This is a genomic window from Paenibacillus sp. FSL K6-0108 (genome assembly GCF_045040695.1).
GTDB classification, from domain to species: domain Bacteria; phylum Bacillota; class Bacilli; order Paenibacillales; family Paenibacillaceae; genus Paenibacillus; species Paenibacillus pabuli_B.
Genome location: NZ_CP150288.1, coordinates 3,087,263 through 3,104,983, shown reverse-complemented (window position 1 = coordinate 3,104,983; position 17,721 = coordinate 3,087,263). Strand labels below are relative to the sequence as shown.

General features: G+C 45.7%; 15 protein-coding genes. 2 read left to right on the top strand and 13 right to left on the bottom strand.

Annotated elements, in window-relative coordinates:
* Nucleotides 1-78: 78 nt before the first annotated feature.
* Together MHB49_RS14395 and MHB49_RS14390 are read right to left on the bottom strand one after the other, a co-directional pair.
* Nucleotides 79-1,323: an aminopeptidase gene (locus MHB49_RS14395; protein WP_247902511.1), complete on the bottom strand. Its 1,245-nt coding sequence runs from the start codon at nt 1,321-1,323 to the stop codon at nt 79-81.
* A 111-nt stretch (nt 1,324-1,434) separates the two neighbouring features.
* A complete protein-coding gene (locus tag MHB49_RS14390; RefSeq protein ID WP_405157136.1) occupies nt 1,435-2,976 on the bottom strand; it encodes an acyl-CoA synthetase in 1,542 nt (513 codons plus the stop codon).
* Nucleotides 2,977-3,261: 285 nt separating this feature from the next.
* Between MHB49_RS14390 and MHB49_RS14385 the strand changes: the two genes are divergently transcribed.
* The gene (locus MHB49_RS14385) at nt 3,262-3,576 is read left to right on the top strand and encodes a hypothetical protein (protein ID WP_405156578.1); all 315 of its coding nucleotides are present in this window, start codon (nt 3,262-3,264) and stop codon (nt 3,574-3,576) included.
* Nucleotides 3,577-3,777: 201 nt separating this feature from the next.
* Here MHB49_RS14385 and MHB49_RS14380 read toward each other — a convergent pair whose 3' ends face one another.
* Nucleotides 3,778-4,782 (bottom strand): aldo/keto reductase, encoded by a 1,005-nt coding sequence (locus MHB49_RS14380; protein WP_405156577.1) that lies wholly within the window; start codon nt 4,780-4,782, stop codon nt 3,778-3,780.
* A 203-nt stretch (nt 4,783-4,985) separates the two neighbouring features.
* On the opposite strand from MHB49_RS14380, the gene MHB49_RS14375 reads away from it, so the two are divergent.
* Nucleotides 4,986-5,831, top strand: coding sequence for an AraC family transcriptional regulator (locus MHB49_RS14375; RefSeq protein WP_405156576.1), 846 nt, complete (start codon nt 4,986-4,988; stop codon nt 5,829-5,831).
* A gap of 75 nt (nt 5,832-5,906) precedes the next feature.
* Here the strand turns inward: MHB49_RS14375 and MHB49_RS14370 are convergent, their stop codons facing one another.
* The 10 genes from MHB49_RS14370 to nagZ all read right to left on the bottom strand — a co-directional run bounded on the left by MHB49_RS14370 (nt 5,907) and on the right by nagZ (nt 17,567).
* Nucleotides 5,907-6,305, bottom strand: coding sequence for an Asp23/Gls24 family envelope stress response protein (locus MHB49_RS14370; RefSeq protein ID WP_247902507.1), 399 nt, complete (start codon nt 6,303-6,305; stop codon nt 5,907-5,909).
* Between the two features lie 33 nt (nt 6,306-6,338).
* Entirely contained in the window at nt 6,339-7,418 is a 1,080-nt protein-coding gene (locus MHB49_RS14365) for an AI-2E family transporter (protein ID WP_247902506.1), read from the bottom strand.
* A 99-nt stretch (nt 7,419-7,517) separates the two neighbouring features.
* A complete protein-coding gene (locus MHB49_RS14360) occupies nt 7,518-8,969 on the bottom strand; it encodes an ATP-binding protein (protein ID WP_405156575.1) in 1,452 nt (483 codons plus the stop codon).
* A complete protein-coding gene (locus MHB49_RS14355) occupies nt 8,947-9,654 on the bottom strand; it encodes a response regulator transcription factor (RefSeq protein ID WP_405156574.1) in 708 nt (235 codons plus the stop codon). The genes MHB49_RS14360 and MHB49_RS14355 overlap by 23 nt, the downstream gene beginning before the upstream one ends.
* Before the next feature lie 219 nt (nt 9,655-9,873).
* Nucleotides 9,874-11,301 carry a 4-hydroxyphenylacetate 3-hydroxylase family protein gene (locus MHB49_RS14350; RefSeq protein WP_405157135.1) on the bottom strand — a complete coding sequence of 476 codons (1,428 nt, stop codon included), beginning with the start codon at nt 11,299-11,301 and terminating at the stop codon, nt 9,874-9,876.
* 196 nt (nt 11,302-11,497) lie between these two features.
* On the bottom strand, nt 11,498-13,450 hold the full coding sequence (locus tag MHB49_RS14345) for an ABC transporter permease (RefSeq protein ID WP_405156573.1): 1,953 nt from the start codon (nt 13,448-13,450) through the stop codon (nt 11,498-11,500).
* On the bottom strand, nt 13,425-14,195 hold the full coding sequence (locus MHB49_RS14340) for an ABC transporter ATP-binding protein (protein ID WP_072732602.1): 771 nt from the start codon (nt 14,193-14,195) through the stop codon (nt 13,425-13,427). Before MHB49_RS14340 ends, MHB49_RS14345 begins: the two co-directional genes overlap by 26 nt.
* Before the next feature lie 273 nt (nt 14,196-14,468).
* Entirely contained in the window at nt 14,469-15,455 is a 987-nt protein-coding gene (locus MHB49_RS14335; RefSeq protein WP_405156572.1) for a sensor histidine kinase, read from the bottom strand.
* The gene (locus MHB49_RS14330; RefSeq protein ID WP_405156571.1) at nt 15,452-16,156 is read right to left on the bottom strand and encodes a response regulator transcription factor; all 705 of its coding nucleotides are present in this window, start codon (nt 16,154-16,156) and stop codon (nt 15,452-15,454) included. The genes MHB49_RS14335 and MHB49_RS14330 overlap by 4 nt, the downstream gene beginning before the upstream one ends.
* Before the next feature lie 73 nt (nt 16,157-16,229).
* Entirely contained in the window at nt 16,230-17,567 is a 1,338-nt protein-coding gene (gene nagZ / locus MHB49_RS14325; RefSeq protein WP_405156570.1) for a beta-N-acetylhexosaminidase, read from the bottom strand.
* Nucleotides 17,568-17,721: the final 154 nt, after the last annotated feature.

The following is a 17,721-nucleotide window of genomic DNA, read 5'->3' as shown; positions in this document are numbered from 1 at the left end:
AGTGCAATATGAATACACCAAAAAAAGTGACTTCAATGTTGAAGTCACTTTTTTGGCTTATTGCAGATGATTGACCAATTAAAACGCCCAGTTCCCTTTACGGAATACAGGTTCCACCGTACCATCCTGCAATTCACCATCAATGTCGAGCTCTGCAGAGCCAATCATAAAGTCCACATGAGTTAGACTGACGTTGCATTCATGTTTCAGCAATTCCTCATTGGACATCGTCGTACCATCTTTCATGTTAAATGGATATGCACTTCCGACAGCCAGATGACAGGATGCATTCTCATCTATACCGGTATTATAGAAAATACGATTCAAGTTGGAAATTGGGGAATCATGCGGTACCAAGGCCACTTCGCCAAGATAACGTGCACCTTCATCGGTGGCAAACAGGTTTTTCAGATGCTCTTCACCCGAAGCTGCTGTAAACGCAACGACTTGTCCATCCTTAAACGTAATTCTCATCTGGTCTACAAGTTGTCCATTCAGGTTCAGCGGCATGGTGCTGCTGACAAATCCGTTGACTCCACTGCGCTTTGGCATTGTAAATACTTCTTCTGTCGGCATGTTCGCAACGGTATACACACCTTGCTTGTTTTCGCTACCGCCGCCACCCCAGATGTGGTTGTTGACAAGCTCAATTTTCAAATCCGTTCCTGGTGCGCGGTAGTGCAGGCTCTTATAGTTTTTTTTGTTCAGCAAATCACTCATGGCGTTCAGGGTGTCCAGATGTTTTCTCCAGTTCTGCACTGCGTCTCCACCATCGACACGGTTCATTTTGAAGATGGTTTCCCACATCACGTTAATGCGGTCTTCCTCAGGAATGTCGGCAAACACTTTGTTCGCCCACGCCTTGGTTGGCGCTTTGATCAGACACCAGCTAATCTCGTGGTTACGTGTATATTTTGAATAACCGCGTCGTGCATGAGCCGCCGCTTTGGTTGCACGCGAAACATTGTCGGAATTAATGCCTTTGTACAATTCAGGGTCAGGTACTTTGATCGTGAGGGTAGCGCCACCTGCTTCTGCAAACTTCTCCATCATTTCCGCCTTCCAGGCCGGGTAATAATCGAAGCTATCATCAGAGCCATGTTGGAAACGACTGCGTGTAATATCGTCGTCATCAAAATCAACCTGTACATAGTTGGCGCCAGCCGCATACGCTTTTTGCACGATCAAACGGGTGAATTCCAAAGTTTCAATGGGCGCCGTTACGAGCAGATCCTGCCCTTTCTGAATATTTACGCCGACTTTGACAACCAGCTCTGCGTATTGTTCCAACGATTTTTCAAAGGTTTGTTCAAAATTACTCATGGTTGTGTTCACTCCTGATTCATATTTAAATGACTATTGCTGCACAATGATTTGAGATTTGCCGGGTGACCGTTACAGTGAAGGATCATTCTTTCGATCTCCGTTTTCTTTTTAAGCTTTGCGTTTTTCTTGCTCCCGCAGCTCGATCCGGCGGATTTTACCGGAGTTTGTTTTCGGCAGATCGGCTACAAATTCGATTTTGCGTGGATATTTGTATGGTGCTGTCCATTCCTTCACATGATTTTGTAGTTCACGCGCCAGTTCTGGTGATGCGAGAGACTCGTCTCTCAGCACTACAAATGCTTTCACTACGTTACCACGGATCTCATCGGGACTTGCAACTACAGCACACTCCTTCACGCTGGCGTGTTTCATCAACGCTTCTTCCACCTCGAATGGTCCAATCGTGTAACCCGAACTGATAATGATATCATCACTGCGGCCTTCAAACCAGAAGTAGCCTTCTTCGTCTTTGCGTGCGCGGTCTCCTGTTACAAAATAATCCCCACGCTGATTTGCTTCCTTCCGCCCCTCATCCTGATAATAAGCACGGAACAAGGCCGGCATATCCTTATGGACCGCAATATCTCCTACTTCACCCGCAGGTACAGGTTGTCCTTCTTCGTTGATGATCTCAATGAGCCCTGGTGTAATCGACTGCCCCATGGAACCGATTCGTACGGGAGCATCCTTCAAGCTGCCGATCAGCAGCGTGCTCTCGGTTTGTCCGTAACCGTCACGGATCGTCAGGTCAAAGTGACGCTGGAAGATTTCGATCACTTCCTGATTCAATGGCTCACCGGCAGACACAGCGCTGCGGAGTTTGGACAGGTCATAATGTCCGAGATCATCGGCTTTAGCCATCAAACGGTACTCCGTCGGCGTACAGCAGAGAACGTTGATTTGATGCTCCTGCATCAGTTCCAGATAACGTTTGGGTTGGAATGATCCATTATAGACGAGTCCGGTTGCACCTCTGCCGAGTACGGACAGAAACGGACTCCAGATCCATTTTTGCCATCCAGGTGCTGCCGTTGCCCAGACCGTATCCGAAGGCTGAATATCCAGCCATAACGATGAAGCGATCCTCAAATGGGCGTAACCCCAACCATGACTATGTACTACGCCTTTTGGATTGCCAGTCGTACCGGAGGTATAAGCGAGAATAGCCATATCGTCACGATGTGTTTCCACCGCAGCCATCGTATCGGATTGGCCTTGCATTAACTGGTGCACATTGACCCAGCCTTCTCCAGGTACGCTATCATCACCATTGGGTGATGCAACGATGCGATGTGCCAATGCTGGCAGATCTGCATTTATCTTTTCAACTTCAGCAGTCGTCTCGGACCAGACAATGACAGCCCGGGCCTCGGAATGCCGAAGACGATACTCCAGATCTTTCGCACGCAGCATTTCGGAAGAAGGAATAACAGCAATGCCCAGTTTCAGGCAAGCAATGTATATGACATAGGCAATAATTCGGCGTGGTACCATGACCAGCACCCGGTCGCCCTTCTCCAAACCAAGATCACGCAAGCCTCCAGCAAGACGATTTGCCTGCTTCAATAACTCACCATAAGTGATCTCTTCCAATTCTTTATGATCGCTTAGCCATCTAAGTGCAACCCGATCCGACGGGTGATTCTCCATCTCGGATGTCAGGTTATAGGTTTCAGGCGAAATCCACTGTTGAAAATTCAAATGGAGCCTCTCCTTCATATTTCAAATGTATAGCATCTATATATTATACCCTAAATCCTAGGACCTGGTGCTATGATATGAAATAGTTTAAGAAAAATCCATCACACTTTGATTTATTCACTACGTTTTCAGTTATGAATTCCTATTAATAGTTAAAAAAGTCACATAAAAATATGGATTTATTTAATATAATTTCCTTGAATTAACACATAAAATAAAAGGAGCGTGTTTAGTATGAAAAAGAAATTACTTATACTTACTTTTGTAGCGTTGTTTAGTTTACCAACCGCCATGTTTGCTTCAGGTAATGGAAATTCATTTTCTTCAATAAATATGGATAACAAAGTGGAGATCCAAGGACTTTTGCAAAAGGATGTATCGGTGGTTCTTTACTTCCCTAAATCCAGTTACACAAAAGATATGGTCCCTTTAAAAACTACCTATTATGAGGGAGCTTATGGTGGTGTAGTTACCAGAACAGGTCTTGTTCAAGAATATGGTTCTAACTGGGGGGCTCTATATCAGGGAACAATTTATAAAGAAATGTGATTTTCGCAATGTCATCAGAAGAAATTCGAACTAGCAACATCTTTGTCATTGAATTACGTAATTAATCTCCTTAAATGCAAAGTGCGCATCCCAAATTAAGGATGCGCACTTCTAATCCTGCTCAGAATAATATTTGAGTTTTCATATCATCTAATCCTAAATACCTAACTATACTCCTACACGTATCTCTCCGTTAGAAGCCTACCAAGCATAGTTTCCGATGCCATCCAAGATGCTTTCGATTTCATTCAGTTCTTCTGTCGTCAGATCTGGTGCCTGAAGGGCGGCTACATTTTCTTCGATCTGGGACACACGGCTTGCGCCGATCAGAGCGGAAGTAACTCGGTTATTACGCAAAATCCAATTCAGTGCCAATTGGGAGATCGTTTGGCCTCTCCGCTCGGCAACAGCCTGAAGTGCTTCGAACTTGGTGATCCGTTCGTCCGTATAGGCTTCTTTTCTCAAATTGCCTGTTGGATTAGTGCGCTCTTCCTTGATCTTGTCCACGTATTTATTCGTCAATTGACCGCGGCCAAGTGGACAGAAGGCGATCGATCCTACGCCATGCTCATCCAGCACATCCTGCAATCCATCCTCAATCCAGCGATGCAGCATCGAATAGTTTGGTTGGTGAACCAGACAAGGCGTACCGAGACGTCGCAAAATGGTAACAGCTTCCTTCGTCTGTTCAGCATCATAGTTGGACAAGCCTACATACAGAGCTTTACCCTGTCTAACGATGTGATCCAGGGCAGTCATCGTTTCTTCCAGCGGTGTCTCCGGATCTGGACGGTGATGATAGAAAATATCTACGTAATCAAGTCCCATCCGGCTCAGACTTTGATCCAGACTGGCAATCAGGTTTTTGCGGGAACCCCATTCGCCGTATGGACCGTTCCACATATGATAACCCGCCTTGGTCGAGATGAGCAGTTCGTCGCGATAAGGACGCAGATGTTTTTTGAGAATGACACCAAAATTTTCTTCGGCTGATCCTGGAGGGGGCCCATAGTTGTTTGCCAAGTCGAAATGGTTAATCCCCAGATCAAATGCACGCAGAATCATCTCTTTCTGAATATCAAGGGTACGGTTGCCACCGAAATTCTGCCATAGCCCAAGGGCAATTTGCGGCAGCTTGATTCCGGTTTTGCCAGAGCGTGCGTACTTCATTTCACTGTATCGTTGTTCATTCGCAGTATAGGGCATCGTTAATCTCTCTTTTCCTGTAAAAGTTGTTGAATACCCTTTCATCTTAGACAATTTCCATGTAAAACGATATGGCATTTCACTACAACGATATGGAAAAATGATTGGTATCTTCATCAAATGATATTTATAAAACGATCCCTTTTCACCTTTTATATGTTAAAATGCAAGGTATAATGACCTCATAACAGGAGTGAATAGCCTTGATTACGTACTTGTGCAAAAACAATCATTTTCAGGAGCTGCAGCTCCTTCATTACGGCACCGAAGCTTGCACACCTGGTCACCACTTCGGCCCGGCCATGCGAGACTATTACAAAATCCATTACATATTGGATGGCAAAGGCACCTTCGAAGTTGGAGGCAAGAAGGTCGAGCTTCGTAAAGGACAGGGCTTCCTCATCGTCCCCCATTCTGTGGTCCATTATGAAGCAGATCAACATGAACCTTGGGAGTATAGCTGGGTTGCTTTCCAAGGAAGCACCTGCCCTTCATTACTGCAGCAAGCTTGCCTGTCTGAACACCATCCTATCTTTGAGCTGGGCAATGACGATGACGAGATGCGCTCCTGTCTGCACCGCATGATCAGCTCTCGCAACACCCATAAAGGATGGGAGATCAGCATGACGGGATTGCTCTTTCAGTTTTTCTCCGTTTTGATTGATCGAGCGAGTGAGGACAGACCTATTCCGTTCCAGGACTATACAAAAGAAACTTACGTCTCTCAGGTGATGGATTTCATTGAGATTAATTATGCCAATACCATAACCGTACAGTCCATTGCGTCCCATGTTGGCTTGCAGCGCAGTTACTTATGCTCCCTCTTCAAAGAGAAGATGGGCACCAGCATTCAGTCTTATCTGGTCAATTACCGAATGCGCAGGGCGGCTGAACTTACGCTGGACCCGGCTTTGACCATTGGGGATATCTCTCGCTCCGTTGGTTATGCCGACCAGCTTCTTTTCTCAAAAATGTTCAAAAAAGTCATGGGAGAAGCACCTACGTATTATCGCAAACACAAAACAGCACCTTCCCATTTATGCAGCTAATGGGAAAAGTGCTGTTTTTGTATTTTTACACAGGATATCACTACCTGCTTATGGCTGAATTCCATTCGTTCTGCTTTAAACTTGCTCCTGCATAGTCACGCCGACCACTTGAACTTTAATTTCATTCACCATAATGCCTGTTAACTGCTCGACAGCTTGCTGCACATTATGTTGAAGTTCCTGACAGACTTCATGCATTTTTTTGCCGAATTGAACATTGATTCGCAGTTGGATAGATGCCTGGTCATCTTTTATCACAACGTCAATCCCTTTCTGCAAGCTCTTTCCGCTGATGCTCTTGGCGATCCCTTCGGTAAGACCAACAGACATGGAGGATATTCCCTCTGTAGTCTGAGCCGCCATGCCAACAATTTTGGATACGACATCATTGGAAATATGAATGGTGCCCATTTGAACCAATTGCGGCTCAATATACTCAGGTTCAGTGTATGGTTGTGGGATGATTTCAGACATGATTTCCACTCCTTTTATATAATTTATACATGTTTAAGCATTCTGCCATTTGTCCTTGAAGAATAGCTGATAGATTCGAACCAAAATAATTTTAACAATCATGTAAACAGGGATGATAATCAAAATGGCAATAATGCCGCCCAGATCCCCTGCACCCAACACCAATATAATGGTCGTAAGCGGGTGAATATCGAGCTTTTTGCCGAATACATAAGGTGCAACCAGATTATCCTGAATTTGCTGCGCTACCAGAATAATAATGAGTGACCAGATCGCAACTGAAGGGGATACCACCAGTCCCATAATGACAATTGGAACGGAGGACAGAATCGCCCCGATAAACGGAACAAAATTCATAATGACTGCAATTACAGTTAACAGCAGTGCGTACGGGAGACCAATGATCAGGAAACCGATATACATCAGCACGCCCAGTGCCAGATTCACAAGAACTCGTCCCACGATAAAACCGCTTAATGCCTGATCGATTTCAAGTACGACTTCACGGCTGTCTTTTTGGAAGCGTTTTGGTGCAATATGCACCAGCTTACGACCAAACTTCTCTCCCTGCTTCAACATGTAGAACAAAATAATCGGGAAAGTGAACAACACAATCGCAAAATTTGAGATGAGTGAGAAGAATCCACTTACATAGTTCGTTACAAAATTGAAGCCTTTGTTAATGTATTCCGTAATCTGCGAAAACGGGGTCGAACCATCTGGGAACAAGGCCGTGATGGCACCATTCTGTTCGAGTTCTTTGAGCTGCAAACTTAGTGAATTGAGCAGATTTGGTGCATTATCTACCAGGTTAATCAACTGCTCGCGTAAAGAAGGCCATAGTCCTATAATAAACAGGGCAAACAGTACACCAAACACCAGATAGATCAGCAAAATGCTAAGTGTGCGATTCAGCTTCTTTTTTTCCATGTAATTGACGAGTGGCCGCAGTAAGTAATAAAAAAATACAGATAGCATCATCGGCACGGTAATCACCGTAATCATGGTAACAAGCGGTTGAAAAATAAAGCTGACACGTGATAACAGATAGATATTAACCAATACCAGTGCCAACGCAATACTGAAACGCACAAACGAATTTCCTTTTAACAAAAAGTTTCCCCTCCACTTAACCTTTTCTATATGAGCGTTTTGTAAAACTGATCCGAATGACAACATGTTTATGTCAACCTTATCCTTTATGTCGGTTCTTTATTTCGGAATCTGTATAGTGAACACTGTCGTCTCCCGTCCGCGCCGGGAAAGTGTTAATCGTCCACCCATTTTCTCGGTGTTCCGCCGCGCAATGGCCAGCCCAAGCCCGGTACCTCCGGTTCCCGTACGAGCCTCATCCCCACGTACAAATGGATCAAAGATGGTAGTCCACAGCTCCTGCGGGATACCCACTCCAGTATCTGCTACCTCAATAACGACATGCTTGTCCAGTGGGATTAACTCCACACGCAGCTCCGTTCCCCGCGGGTTGTAGGACAAAGCGTTTGTAATCAGGTTCTGAATCACTCTGGACAACAGCTCCGGATCATACCTTGCATAGATCTCTTCATCAGGAACGAGCACATGCAGGCCAAAATGGTTCTGCTCAATCTCACCATACGTATCAGCCATAATCTCACGTACAAATTCGCCGATTTCCCGCTGTTGAATATGCATACGGAAGTCAGGTGAATCCACTTTGAGCAGTTCCAGCATATTCTGAATCATGCGCGCGACCTGAACGGACTTGTTGTAGATATATCCGAGATATCGCTGCTGCCTGTCCTTATCTCCCCCCCGCCCTTCCACCAATGCCTGGGCGTAACCTTGAATACTCGTGATAGGGGTCTTGAGATCATGCGACAGATCCACAATTAATCGCTGTTTACTCTCTTCGGCATAACGTTTCTCCGCAGATGTATTCTCAATGACGTCAGCCATATAATTGAAGGTTTCTCCAATCTGGACAAATTCCCTCTCTGCAGAGATGGACATGCGCGTACTATAATTCCCCTGGATCATCTGGGTAAGACCTAGAGAGAGAATACTTAGCGGCTTTTTGATTCGCCGGGCGACCCAGTAGCTGTATACAAATATCAGCAGCAAAACCAACCCGATCCCGATCATAATGTAGAACGATAACGGATGCTTCAAATTGGTAATCAGCTGATTATCATTAATTCGCACACTGACCAAGTCACGCGGAATCTTCAGCAAAACGAACTTTGCAGCTCCCTCTGTTGAAAGTGGACTAATGGAGTAATAGTACGGCTGTTCATTTCGGTTTTCGAGTCCTGCATATAGCTCAGCTTCACTGTAATGAGTGAACGTATCCTGCTTGTCCCCGATATAACGAATAACCCTCCGATCCGCATCCAGCACTTCAATCCATCCTCCACTGTCCTTGAGACGCTGAATTTCGGTATTATTGGCCTCATCGTAACTACCGGACAGCCATGCGTCCTCCAGTTCTGTCACATACACATGTGCCTCCACATTCAGATCGGGATCCACCACCTGATCCGAAATGCGGAAATCAACCACATCCAGATTAATGATAATGTACACGATGGCTACCAGTAACAACAAAAAGAAGTTAAACAGCATAAAGTCCAGTGTCAGGGACGTTTGCAATAGTCTCTTTTCTCTAGCTTTCCATGGGCGCTTCAATTTTGTATCCCAGTCCCCTTATCGTTTTTAAATATTCCGGTTGCCTGGAGTCCCGCTCGATCTTTTCCCGAATGTTACTGATATGTACCATTATCGTGCTGTCCTCGTGGGCGTAATAATCTCCCCAGACGGCTTCGTATATTTTTTTGCGAGTGAAGACACGGCCTGGCTGCTCAAGCAGAAGCTCCACAATTTTGTACTCTGTAGAGGTCAATGTCACCGGTTTACCTGAGCGAAAAAGGATACATTGGGATCGATCAAGCCTGAGCTCACCCAGTTCAAGATTTAACTCCTTAGCGGCAGGCACGTCAGGTGCATCAAATTGATTGACTCTTCTGAGCAAAGCCTCTACTCTGGCAACAATCTCCAAAGGATTGAAAGGTTTGGAGATATAATCGTCGGCACCCAGCCCGAGCCCAAGAATTTTGTCATGATCCTGACTTTTGGCCGAAAGGAACAGAACAGGCATATGGTGTGTGGACCTGATTTGTTTAATCAGCTGGAGTCCATCCAGCACGGGCATCATAATATCCAGTATGACCAGATCAATCTGAGTTGAACGGATACACTCTAGTGCCTCTACTCCATTAACGGCTGTCACAATGTTGTAGTCCTTCTCGAGGTACAGCTGAAGCAGTTCCACAATTTCGGGTTCGTCATCTGCAATTAATAGTGTGTATCTCATGCGAATCCTCTCATTCCTGTTTCAATAAATTCATTTTCAATCGAATTCGTATCCGTACATTCCATTTGTTATTGTTCATATGTCTATACGTTACTACTATATACTACGTCTCTTAAATCAATCTAAACCATTTCTAAAGATAACCTAAATAAAAAGCCCGGGCATCAGGCCAGAGCTTCAAATATAAAGCTAAAATAAGCAAAGTTTCAGTACCATTCATCACTGGCTACGTAACCAGGGTTTAACCCGAGCATATAATCGGTCCTTATCATATTGCACGTACTGACTCGCCCGATTGCGAACCGGGTCACCAGCATAGAAACGTTCATACAGATCATGTCTGGCTCCCAGCGGACTTCCTGTCAGCTCCCAGGCGAGCTGAAATAACCGAATCTTCTCTGGTGCCTGCATCGTTACGCCTCCAAGATACTTGTTCATCATGGGGCTGATACTCCCTTCGAGCTCCAGCTTCCCGGAAGGGATCTGAATAAGGCCACCTGCAGCAATCGTCTTCAAAATCTCAACAGCGCGCGGGTAATAACGGTTCCCCAGATTACGGGCTGTTTCAATATATTTGAATGATGGTAGCCAGTTCCCATGAACATCCGGCGCAGCTTGTGCCTCGGATGCGATGATGAGTCCTTCAATCGTATGCATCTGGCTGATCATCTCCCCAAGCTGTTCCTGTACATTCAGGAAGGAATCCACTCCAATCTCCTTGGCAACGGAAGAAGTGATTGCTGTAATGAATTCCAGCTTCGAATGCAGCCGAATAATGCTCTGATGGTAAGCCAGACTGGAGGATGCCACGTTGCAGCGAATCTGCCATACCGCTTCCGGATTGTTGTGAAGCAGTACACGCTCCCAAGGTACAAATACATCGTCAAAAAATAATACAGCATCCATCTCATCATACTGACTACTGAGCGGATGAGCAGTATCTGAATCTAATGTTGCAAAAGATTCTCTACATACCATATGTAATCCTGGACTTCCTGCTGCCACAATAACCATATGCGCCAATTCCGGGCGATGTCCAGGAATGCGCTGAATCGGATATGCAATGATATCGTCCGCATATGGAGCAGCGGTCGCCACCATTTTTGCCCCACGGAGGACAACACCCTCTGTATTGGTACGAATAATTTGAAGCATCGCATCTTCATCTTCCCCTACGGGCAGAGCACGATTAATTTGCGGGTCACGCTGGACAATGGTCAGGAAGGCATCCTTCCGTTTTGCCTCCTCATAATAGGCAGCGATTTTACCTCCATATGCCGGGTCATATACAGCCATCGCATCCCGTGTGGCATACCATCCGGTCAGGCGGGATCGGGCATAATCCGAGAGGCGGCTCATTACCCCGTAGGTGCGATCAGACCACAATCGAAAGGCTGCCGCCCTGCTGCTGATCTCCTGAGCATTGCGGGGTACTCGAAAAGCCTGATGTACATATCCATTCGTCTGCTCATCCCAATAAGCCACTGTTTCTCTCGTGTCCGCACCATCCACCAGATTGAACAGACTTTCAATCGTTTGTAAAGTTCCCCGGAAGGCAGAATGCTCTGTTACGCGAATACGCTCTCCATCTAGCCATACATTCCGTTCATCGTTCAAGCGTTGCAGATAAGCTTGTCCACGGGACATCGTTATGCTCAATGTAATCCTCCTTCTCGGTTAGAAAGGCTAGGAAACTCAATGTTGATAATGTTTTTAATCATTTCGAGACTTAAGTTATACCGAAATGATACATATTGTATCTATTGAAATAGTACTTTGCTTTGGAGGAAAAAGTCAACAGACACCGAACCTAAGGTCTGGTGTCTGTTCTATTAAAATTATGTTAGATCAGTTTGGCATACATATTGCGAAGATAACGCCAGCGTACCAGCAGGAAGAACAGAATCTGCATGGATGCAAATACGAGGAAAATGCGCAAAGTATAACCCATGACGGAGAAATCTACTAACTGCTGTAATGCAACAAAGGCCACGGAGCTGTGGATAATGGCCAGGACGATTGGCAAGAAAAACATTAACAGCAGCTGTCTGGTTACGATGTTGCGAAGCTCCGGGCGACTCAGTCCCATCTTACCAATCATGCGGTACTGCTCTTCATCCCGTTCCAGATCTGCATATAACCGGAAGTAGGTAAAGCTTGCAGCAAAGGTAAAAAAGACGATGCCAATCAATCCACTCAGAATAAGGATAATGCCATTGGTTTGTTTGGAATTAAGCCAATCCAGCACGAGAGCGCTGATCTCGAAGTAGCCCCGATTACTTGAGTCATTTTGAATGGATTCAATCAGATCCGGCGCAAACTTCCGCGTCCCCATCCAATCTGTCACAACAAATTGCGTCTTTCTATCGGGATAATAATTTTCATCAGCCTCGATTTGAATATTAAATTCCTTATTCATCTTGTCGTACAGCTCATTGGATACCACATAAACTTCCCTTTTGAATTCAACAGGGATGACGATATCGGTTGCAGGTGTTGTTAATCTGACCTTTTCCTGAACTTCCCACATACTGATATTTTTCTGAGTTGAACCCTGCCCGGCTTCTGCTCGTAATGTCTTGCGACTCGTAAGATTGCCCGGAGTCATAAAGGAATCGTTAACATTCTCGAGAGTTCGCTCTTGGTAACCGAGCGCCTTGGCAAGATGATTATATTCACTTAGTTTGATGATATAGTTCCCCTCGTCATCAAACAGCGGAGTATAACTTCCTTTCTGGTACGGAACCTCATTATCAATCAGTGTCTCTTCGATCTTCCTGATGTGCCGTTCTGCGCCAGGTGTATCCCATGAATTTTGGTAGGTAAACGCATATGGATTTGACATCGATGACAATCCCGGATCGCCGATCGCCAGCATCGTGCCAATGCCTGTAAAGGCAGAAGCCGAGATCACACTTACCATAAAAAACATGACGGCATTATCTTTCATTCGATAGGTAAGTTCGGACAGAAACAGCAAATTCGTTTTGCGGAAAAACAAACGTTTATTGCCTTTAAGCGCCCGAATGGCATACACACTAAGTTGGGTGAATAACAGATACGTGCCTGCAATAACCAAAACCACACTGCCAAACAGCAAAGGGAAGGAGTATGTGATCCATACAAAGGCAAATACACCTGCATATCCACCCCCAATGAGTATGACGGAGAGAAGTGCTAAAAAACGAGAAGCTTTTGGCTCGGGTTTTGGTTTTTCCTCTGATTTTACAAGGTCAATCAATGACCCTTTTCGCATCAGCAGAGATGAGCTCAGCGCAATCACAACAAACAGCAGCAGAAATGCTCCGACAGTAAGTGCTATTGCTTTTAATGGAAAATAGAATCGGAGACTTTCTTCCACAGCCAGCATGGAACCGCAGATCAACAGGATCAGCTTGGCAAAGACCATTCCTAATCCAACGCCTGCCACAATGGCGGCGAGTCCAATGCACAAGTTTTCCATAAATAACAGTCGGTTCATCTGTTTGCGTGTCATGCCAATGATTTGAAATATGCCGAATTCTTTTTTACGTGTCTTAAGAAATGAACCTACGGAATAGAGCAGAAACAGAAACGAAAAGATGAAAATAATAATCTCAGCAATCAAAAATCCCTGATTTGCAAGCATGGTCACTGTCCCACTTGAACCCTTCAGTCCATCCTTCAGATCCGGGTGAAATAAGAGCAGCGCATACGTAAAAAAGATCATGACCGAAAACGTACTGCTTAGAAAATGGGCCAGGTAAATTCGTTTGTTCCGAACAACATTATTAATGGCGAACTGGCGAAAATTCATGTCCGGAGCCTCCCATCAGGGATAATACGTTGATGATTCGTTGATAGAACGTCGATCGGTTATCTCCATAATGAATTTCGTTGTACAGTCGTCCATCCTTAATAAATACAACCCGGCTGCAATAACTTGCCGCAACAGCGTCATGCGTGACCAGCAGCATGGTGGCCCGATCTTCCTGGTTGCGACGTTCCAGCATCTCCATTACATCACGCGCTGCCTTCGAATCGAGATTTCCTGTAGGCTCATCGGCCAGCACCAGCTTGGGAGAATGGATCAGGGCTCGTGCGATTGCTGTCCGCTGGGCCTGACCTCCGGAAATTTCATACGTGCGTTTGTTCAGAAGAGATGCGATGCCCAGCTTCTCTGCGAGTCGATCAACACGTTCATTCATCTCCTCAACCGGTACTCCGTCGAGCGTAAGCGGCAGGACAATGTTTTCTTTTACCGTGAGTGTGTTGAGCAGGTTAAACGACTGAAATACGAAACCCAACTCTCGGCGTCTGAACAGAGCCAGTTCATCGTGATTCAGTTCAAACGGATTCTTACCTGCAATCTTCAATTCCCCCGAAGTAGGATGGTCAATGGTTGAAATCATGTTCAGCAACGTTGTTTTGCCGCTGCCTGATGGACCCATGATGCCAACGAATTCACCCTCCTGAATACTGAGATCAATCCCCGACAAGGCTTCGTATGACACGATCCCTTTATAAATTTTGCTAATCTGTTTCACTGAACATATCTCCATAGGTTAATGGCTCCTTTTAGATTTCGAATTTGAATTAAGTTGGGCAGAACTACATCGCAAATCGAGGTCGTTCTCTACTTTCTGACTTCAGTCTATCGAAGTTTCGACCATTCTCCTATGGATTAACCTTTCATCTTCATGACATTCTTGTAAGGTTATATAGTCTGGCTGTCCAACAATCGTCTTCTACTATGTAGAAAATGAGAAAGACGCCGATCCCTGTAAAAGGCACCAGACGTCTTCTCATTTCGTTCCGCATTATGCGCTTTATATTTAGATTTCAAAAGTAATGGTTACCGTTGTCCCTTCTCCCTGAACGGATGTAAGGTCAATCCGATGGTTCATTCGTGTCAGGACATCCTTCACAATATACAGTCCCATCCCCGTGGATTCTTTAAAGTGACGCCCATTCTCTCCTGTGAAAAAAGGCTGGTACACTCGGTTGAGATCCGACTTGGGAATACCCACTCCCTGATCATTCACTTCAAGAATGATGGATCGTGTGGATTCGTAAGCCTGAATGGTTACCTTTTGCCCATTGCCGCCGGAAGAGTACTTGATGGCATTGGATAACAGCTGTACGAGGACAAATCGAATCCACTTGGCATCCGACTGGACTTTTAACGCGGAATCAATTTTCAGCTCAGGATATACGTGATTCCGGATGAAGAAACGCTTCAGTTCATGAATGGCTTCTTCTGCAGCTGCCTTGAGCGATACCGGCTCCACACTGAAATCCTGTTCAAATGTCTCCAGCCGCGCCATATACAGCACAGTTTCCAGTCCTCGTCTCATCTGATCTGCTTCCTCTCGAATGCTGATGAAACGCGGATCATCATCCTCCTGGTCCTCAACCGTCAGTTCAATGACGGACAACGGCGTCTTCATCTGATGCACCCACTGATTCATAAAAGTCAGGTATTCCTGTTGACGCTGTTCCAAACGATGCAGATGAGCATGATAAAGACCGTACTGTGAGTCCAGCAGTTCTGACAATGCCTGCGGCAGGGGTGCAGGTTCATTTAGTGGAACAAATTCTTTCAGATCATTCATTCGTTGGGACATCCGGGAATAAAACATGCGATGGGACAGATACCGATAAATAAGATAACCTGCATACAGGCATAACCCCAATGATACCGCATACGCGGCCGTTAACCAGTGGTCGTAACCGTCGTACCAGAAGACGGCAACCACAGTTAGCAGCACAACGATTACCCAACAGGTCAGTACAATATGTTCTTTGATAAACAACTTCATGAGGACGACGGTGCCTTCCAATTACTGTTGAGTCGATAACCCGAACCTCTTACCGTCTCCAGCGCATCTGTAATTCCCAGTTCAGTTAATCGTTTACGCACACGGGTCACATTCACGCTAAGTGTATTATCATCGACAAAGGAATCGTCCCACAGCTTTTCCAAGATGGTTTCACGGCTAACCAGTTTGGGACTCCGCCGCAGCAGCGTCTCCAGCAAAATGGTTTCTTTCTTGGTCAGCTGTATCTTGCGGTCGCCGAGCTCCATCTCCAATCTTTCCAGATAAACAGTTAGTCCATCCAGTTCCACCTTGCGCTCTTCATGACGCGCAGCATAATCGCCATACACCCGGCGCAGCTGACTTCGAATTTTGGCCATGACAATTTCATGCTCAAACGGCTTCGTAATATAATCGTCCGCACCATTCTCCAGCGCCATGACCTGATCCATCTTGCCACTGCGGGCCGAGATGAAAATAATCGGACATGTGGAGATGGAGCGAATTTGGCGGCACCAATAGAATCCATCGTAACTTGGCAAGTTGATGTCCAGCAGCACGACATGCGGCTTAATCTGTTCAAACTGCTGGACGACTTGTTCAAAATCCTCAACCGCAACGGCCCTGTCACCATATCGCTCGATATGGGATTGAAGTAAACCCGCAATCTTCGGATCATCTTCAACAATCATTATCGTATACATAAAAAGGTCTCACCTCTAACCTGTCATAACGGAATATGCAATTCTCTTTCCAAAATCATAACACAGGTAGGTACTATCGGACATCGACCTGCTTGCGCCAATCCACAATGTCAGCGTTCAGCTGCTTCAAATCTCCAGACGGCTGCTGCTCATCGGACAAGTTATACTTCTGTTTCAACGCCAGAATTCGATATACACTTTCATTAATTCGGGATTCTGAAATCTTCCCTGACTTCACCGCACTCTTCAGCGTATCAAAAATAGTTTTGGCACTCTCATAACTGTGAGCTACCAGCAGAATATCGCTCCCTGCCTGAACCGTCGCCACGGCGGCATCGTTCAACTTATAATTTTTCGCGATCGCGCCCATGCTCAGATCATCAGTGATGACCACACCGTCATACTTGAATTTGCCACGCAAATGCTGACCAATAATGACGTCCGACAAAGAGGCCGGATGGTCGGGATCAAGCTTCGGAAACAGAATATGGGCTACCATAACCGCTTCCACCTGTTCCTTCACCGCTGCCTCAAACGGAATCCACTCCAGCTGGGCAAGTTGCTTTTCCGTTTTGTTCACGACAGGCAGATCCAGGTGGGAGTCCACTGACGTGTCTCCATGACCGGGAAAATGCTTCACCACCGGAATAATCCCTTCGCTGCGCAGCCCCTTCATCTCGGCTATGCCCATTTGGGATACCAGACTGGCTGAGCTTCCAAATGAACGATCCCCAATGACCGGGTTATTCGGATTACTGTTTACATCCAGCACTGGAGCAAAATCGACGTTAAAACCTACCAGTTGAATTTGTCTTGCTAACAATTTGCCCATCGTTTCAGCCAAATCAGCGTCCTTCGTCTTGCCTACTTTCCCATTGGAGGGTATAGTCTCTACCGTTTCCGGCATACGACTAACTTTGCCACCCTCCTGATCCACACTCATGAAAATTGGAACCGGATTGGAACGATTGGCATCCTTGATGGATTGTACGAACTTTGCTGTCCCTGGCACGGTTGAGACATTATTCGCATAAAAAATAATCCCTCCCACCTTCTGATCCGTGATCATCTGTTTCGCTTGAGCATCCAAAGCGGTACCCTGAACACCCGCCAGAATCATTTGTCCGATCTTCTCATCCAAAGATAATTGGTCGAGCTGCTCTTGTACCGGATCTTTCTCTTCCTGCGGAGGCACTGTATTCTGTTGATCATCCTGATCGTTCTGATTATCTGAACCAGCGTTTGAATTCGCATTGGTCTCCGTTCCGGCATTATTGTTATTTTGCTCTGACGCGGATGGCTTCTGTGACTGCCCACATGCAGATAAGAGCAGCACTATTCCGAATAGCAGGAACAACATTTGAAGCATGTTGATGTGTTTGTTTTTCAACTTGCGATTATGGTAATACAAGGATGGTCATCCTCCTTAAGCGTTGTTGTCATTCAGGCTGAATGTGGTTCAGGCATAACCTTATCATAAGGTGGTTCATTTTCAAAATGGAGACGGCCCAAGTACAAATTCTGAAGGTGCAGCCTGAATGATGCAAAAAAATTCCCCCTTTCGG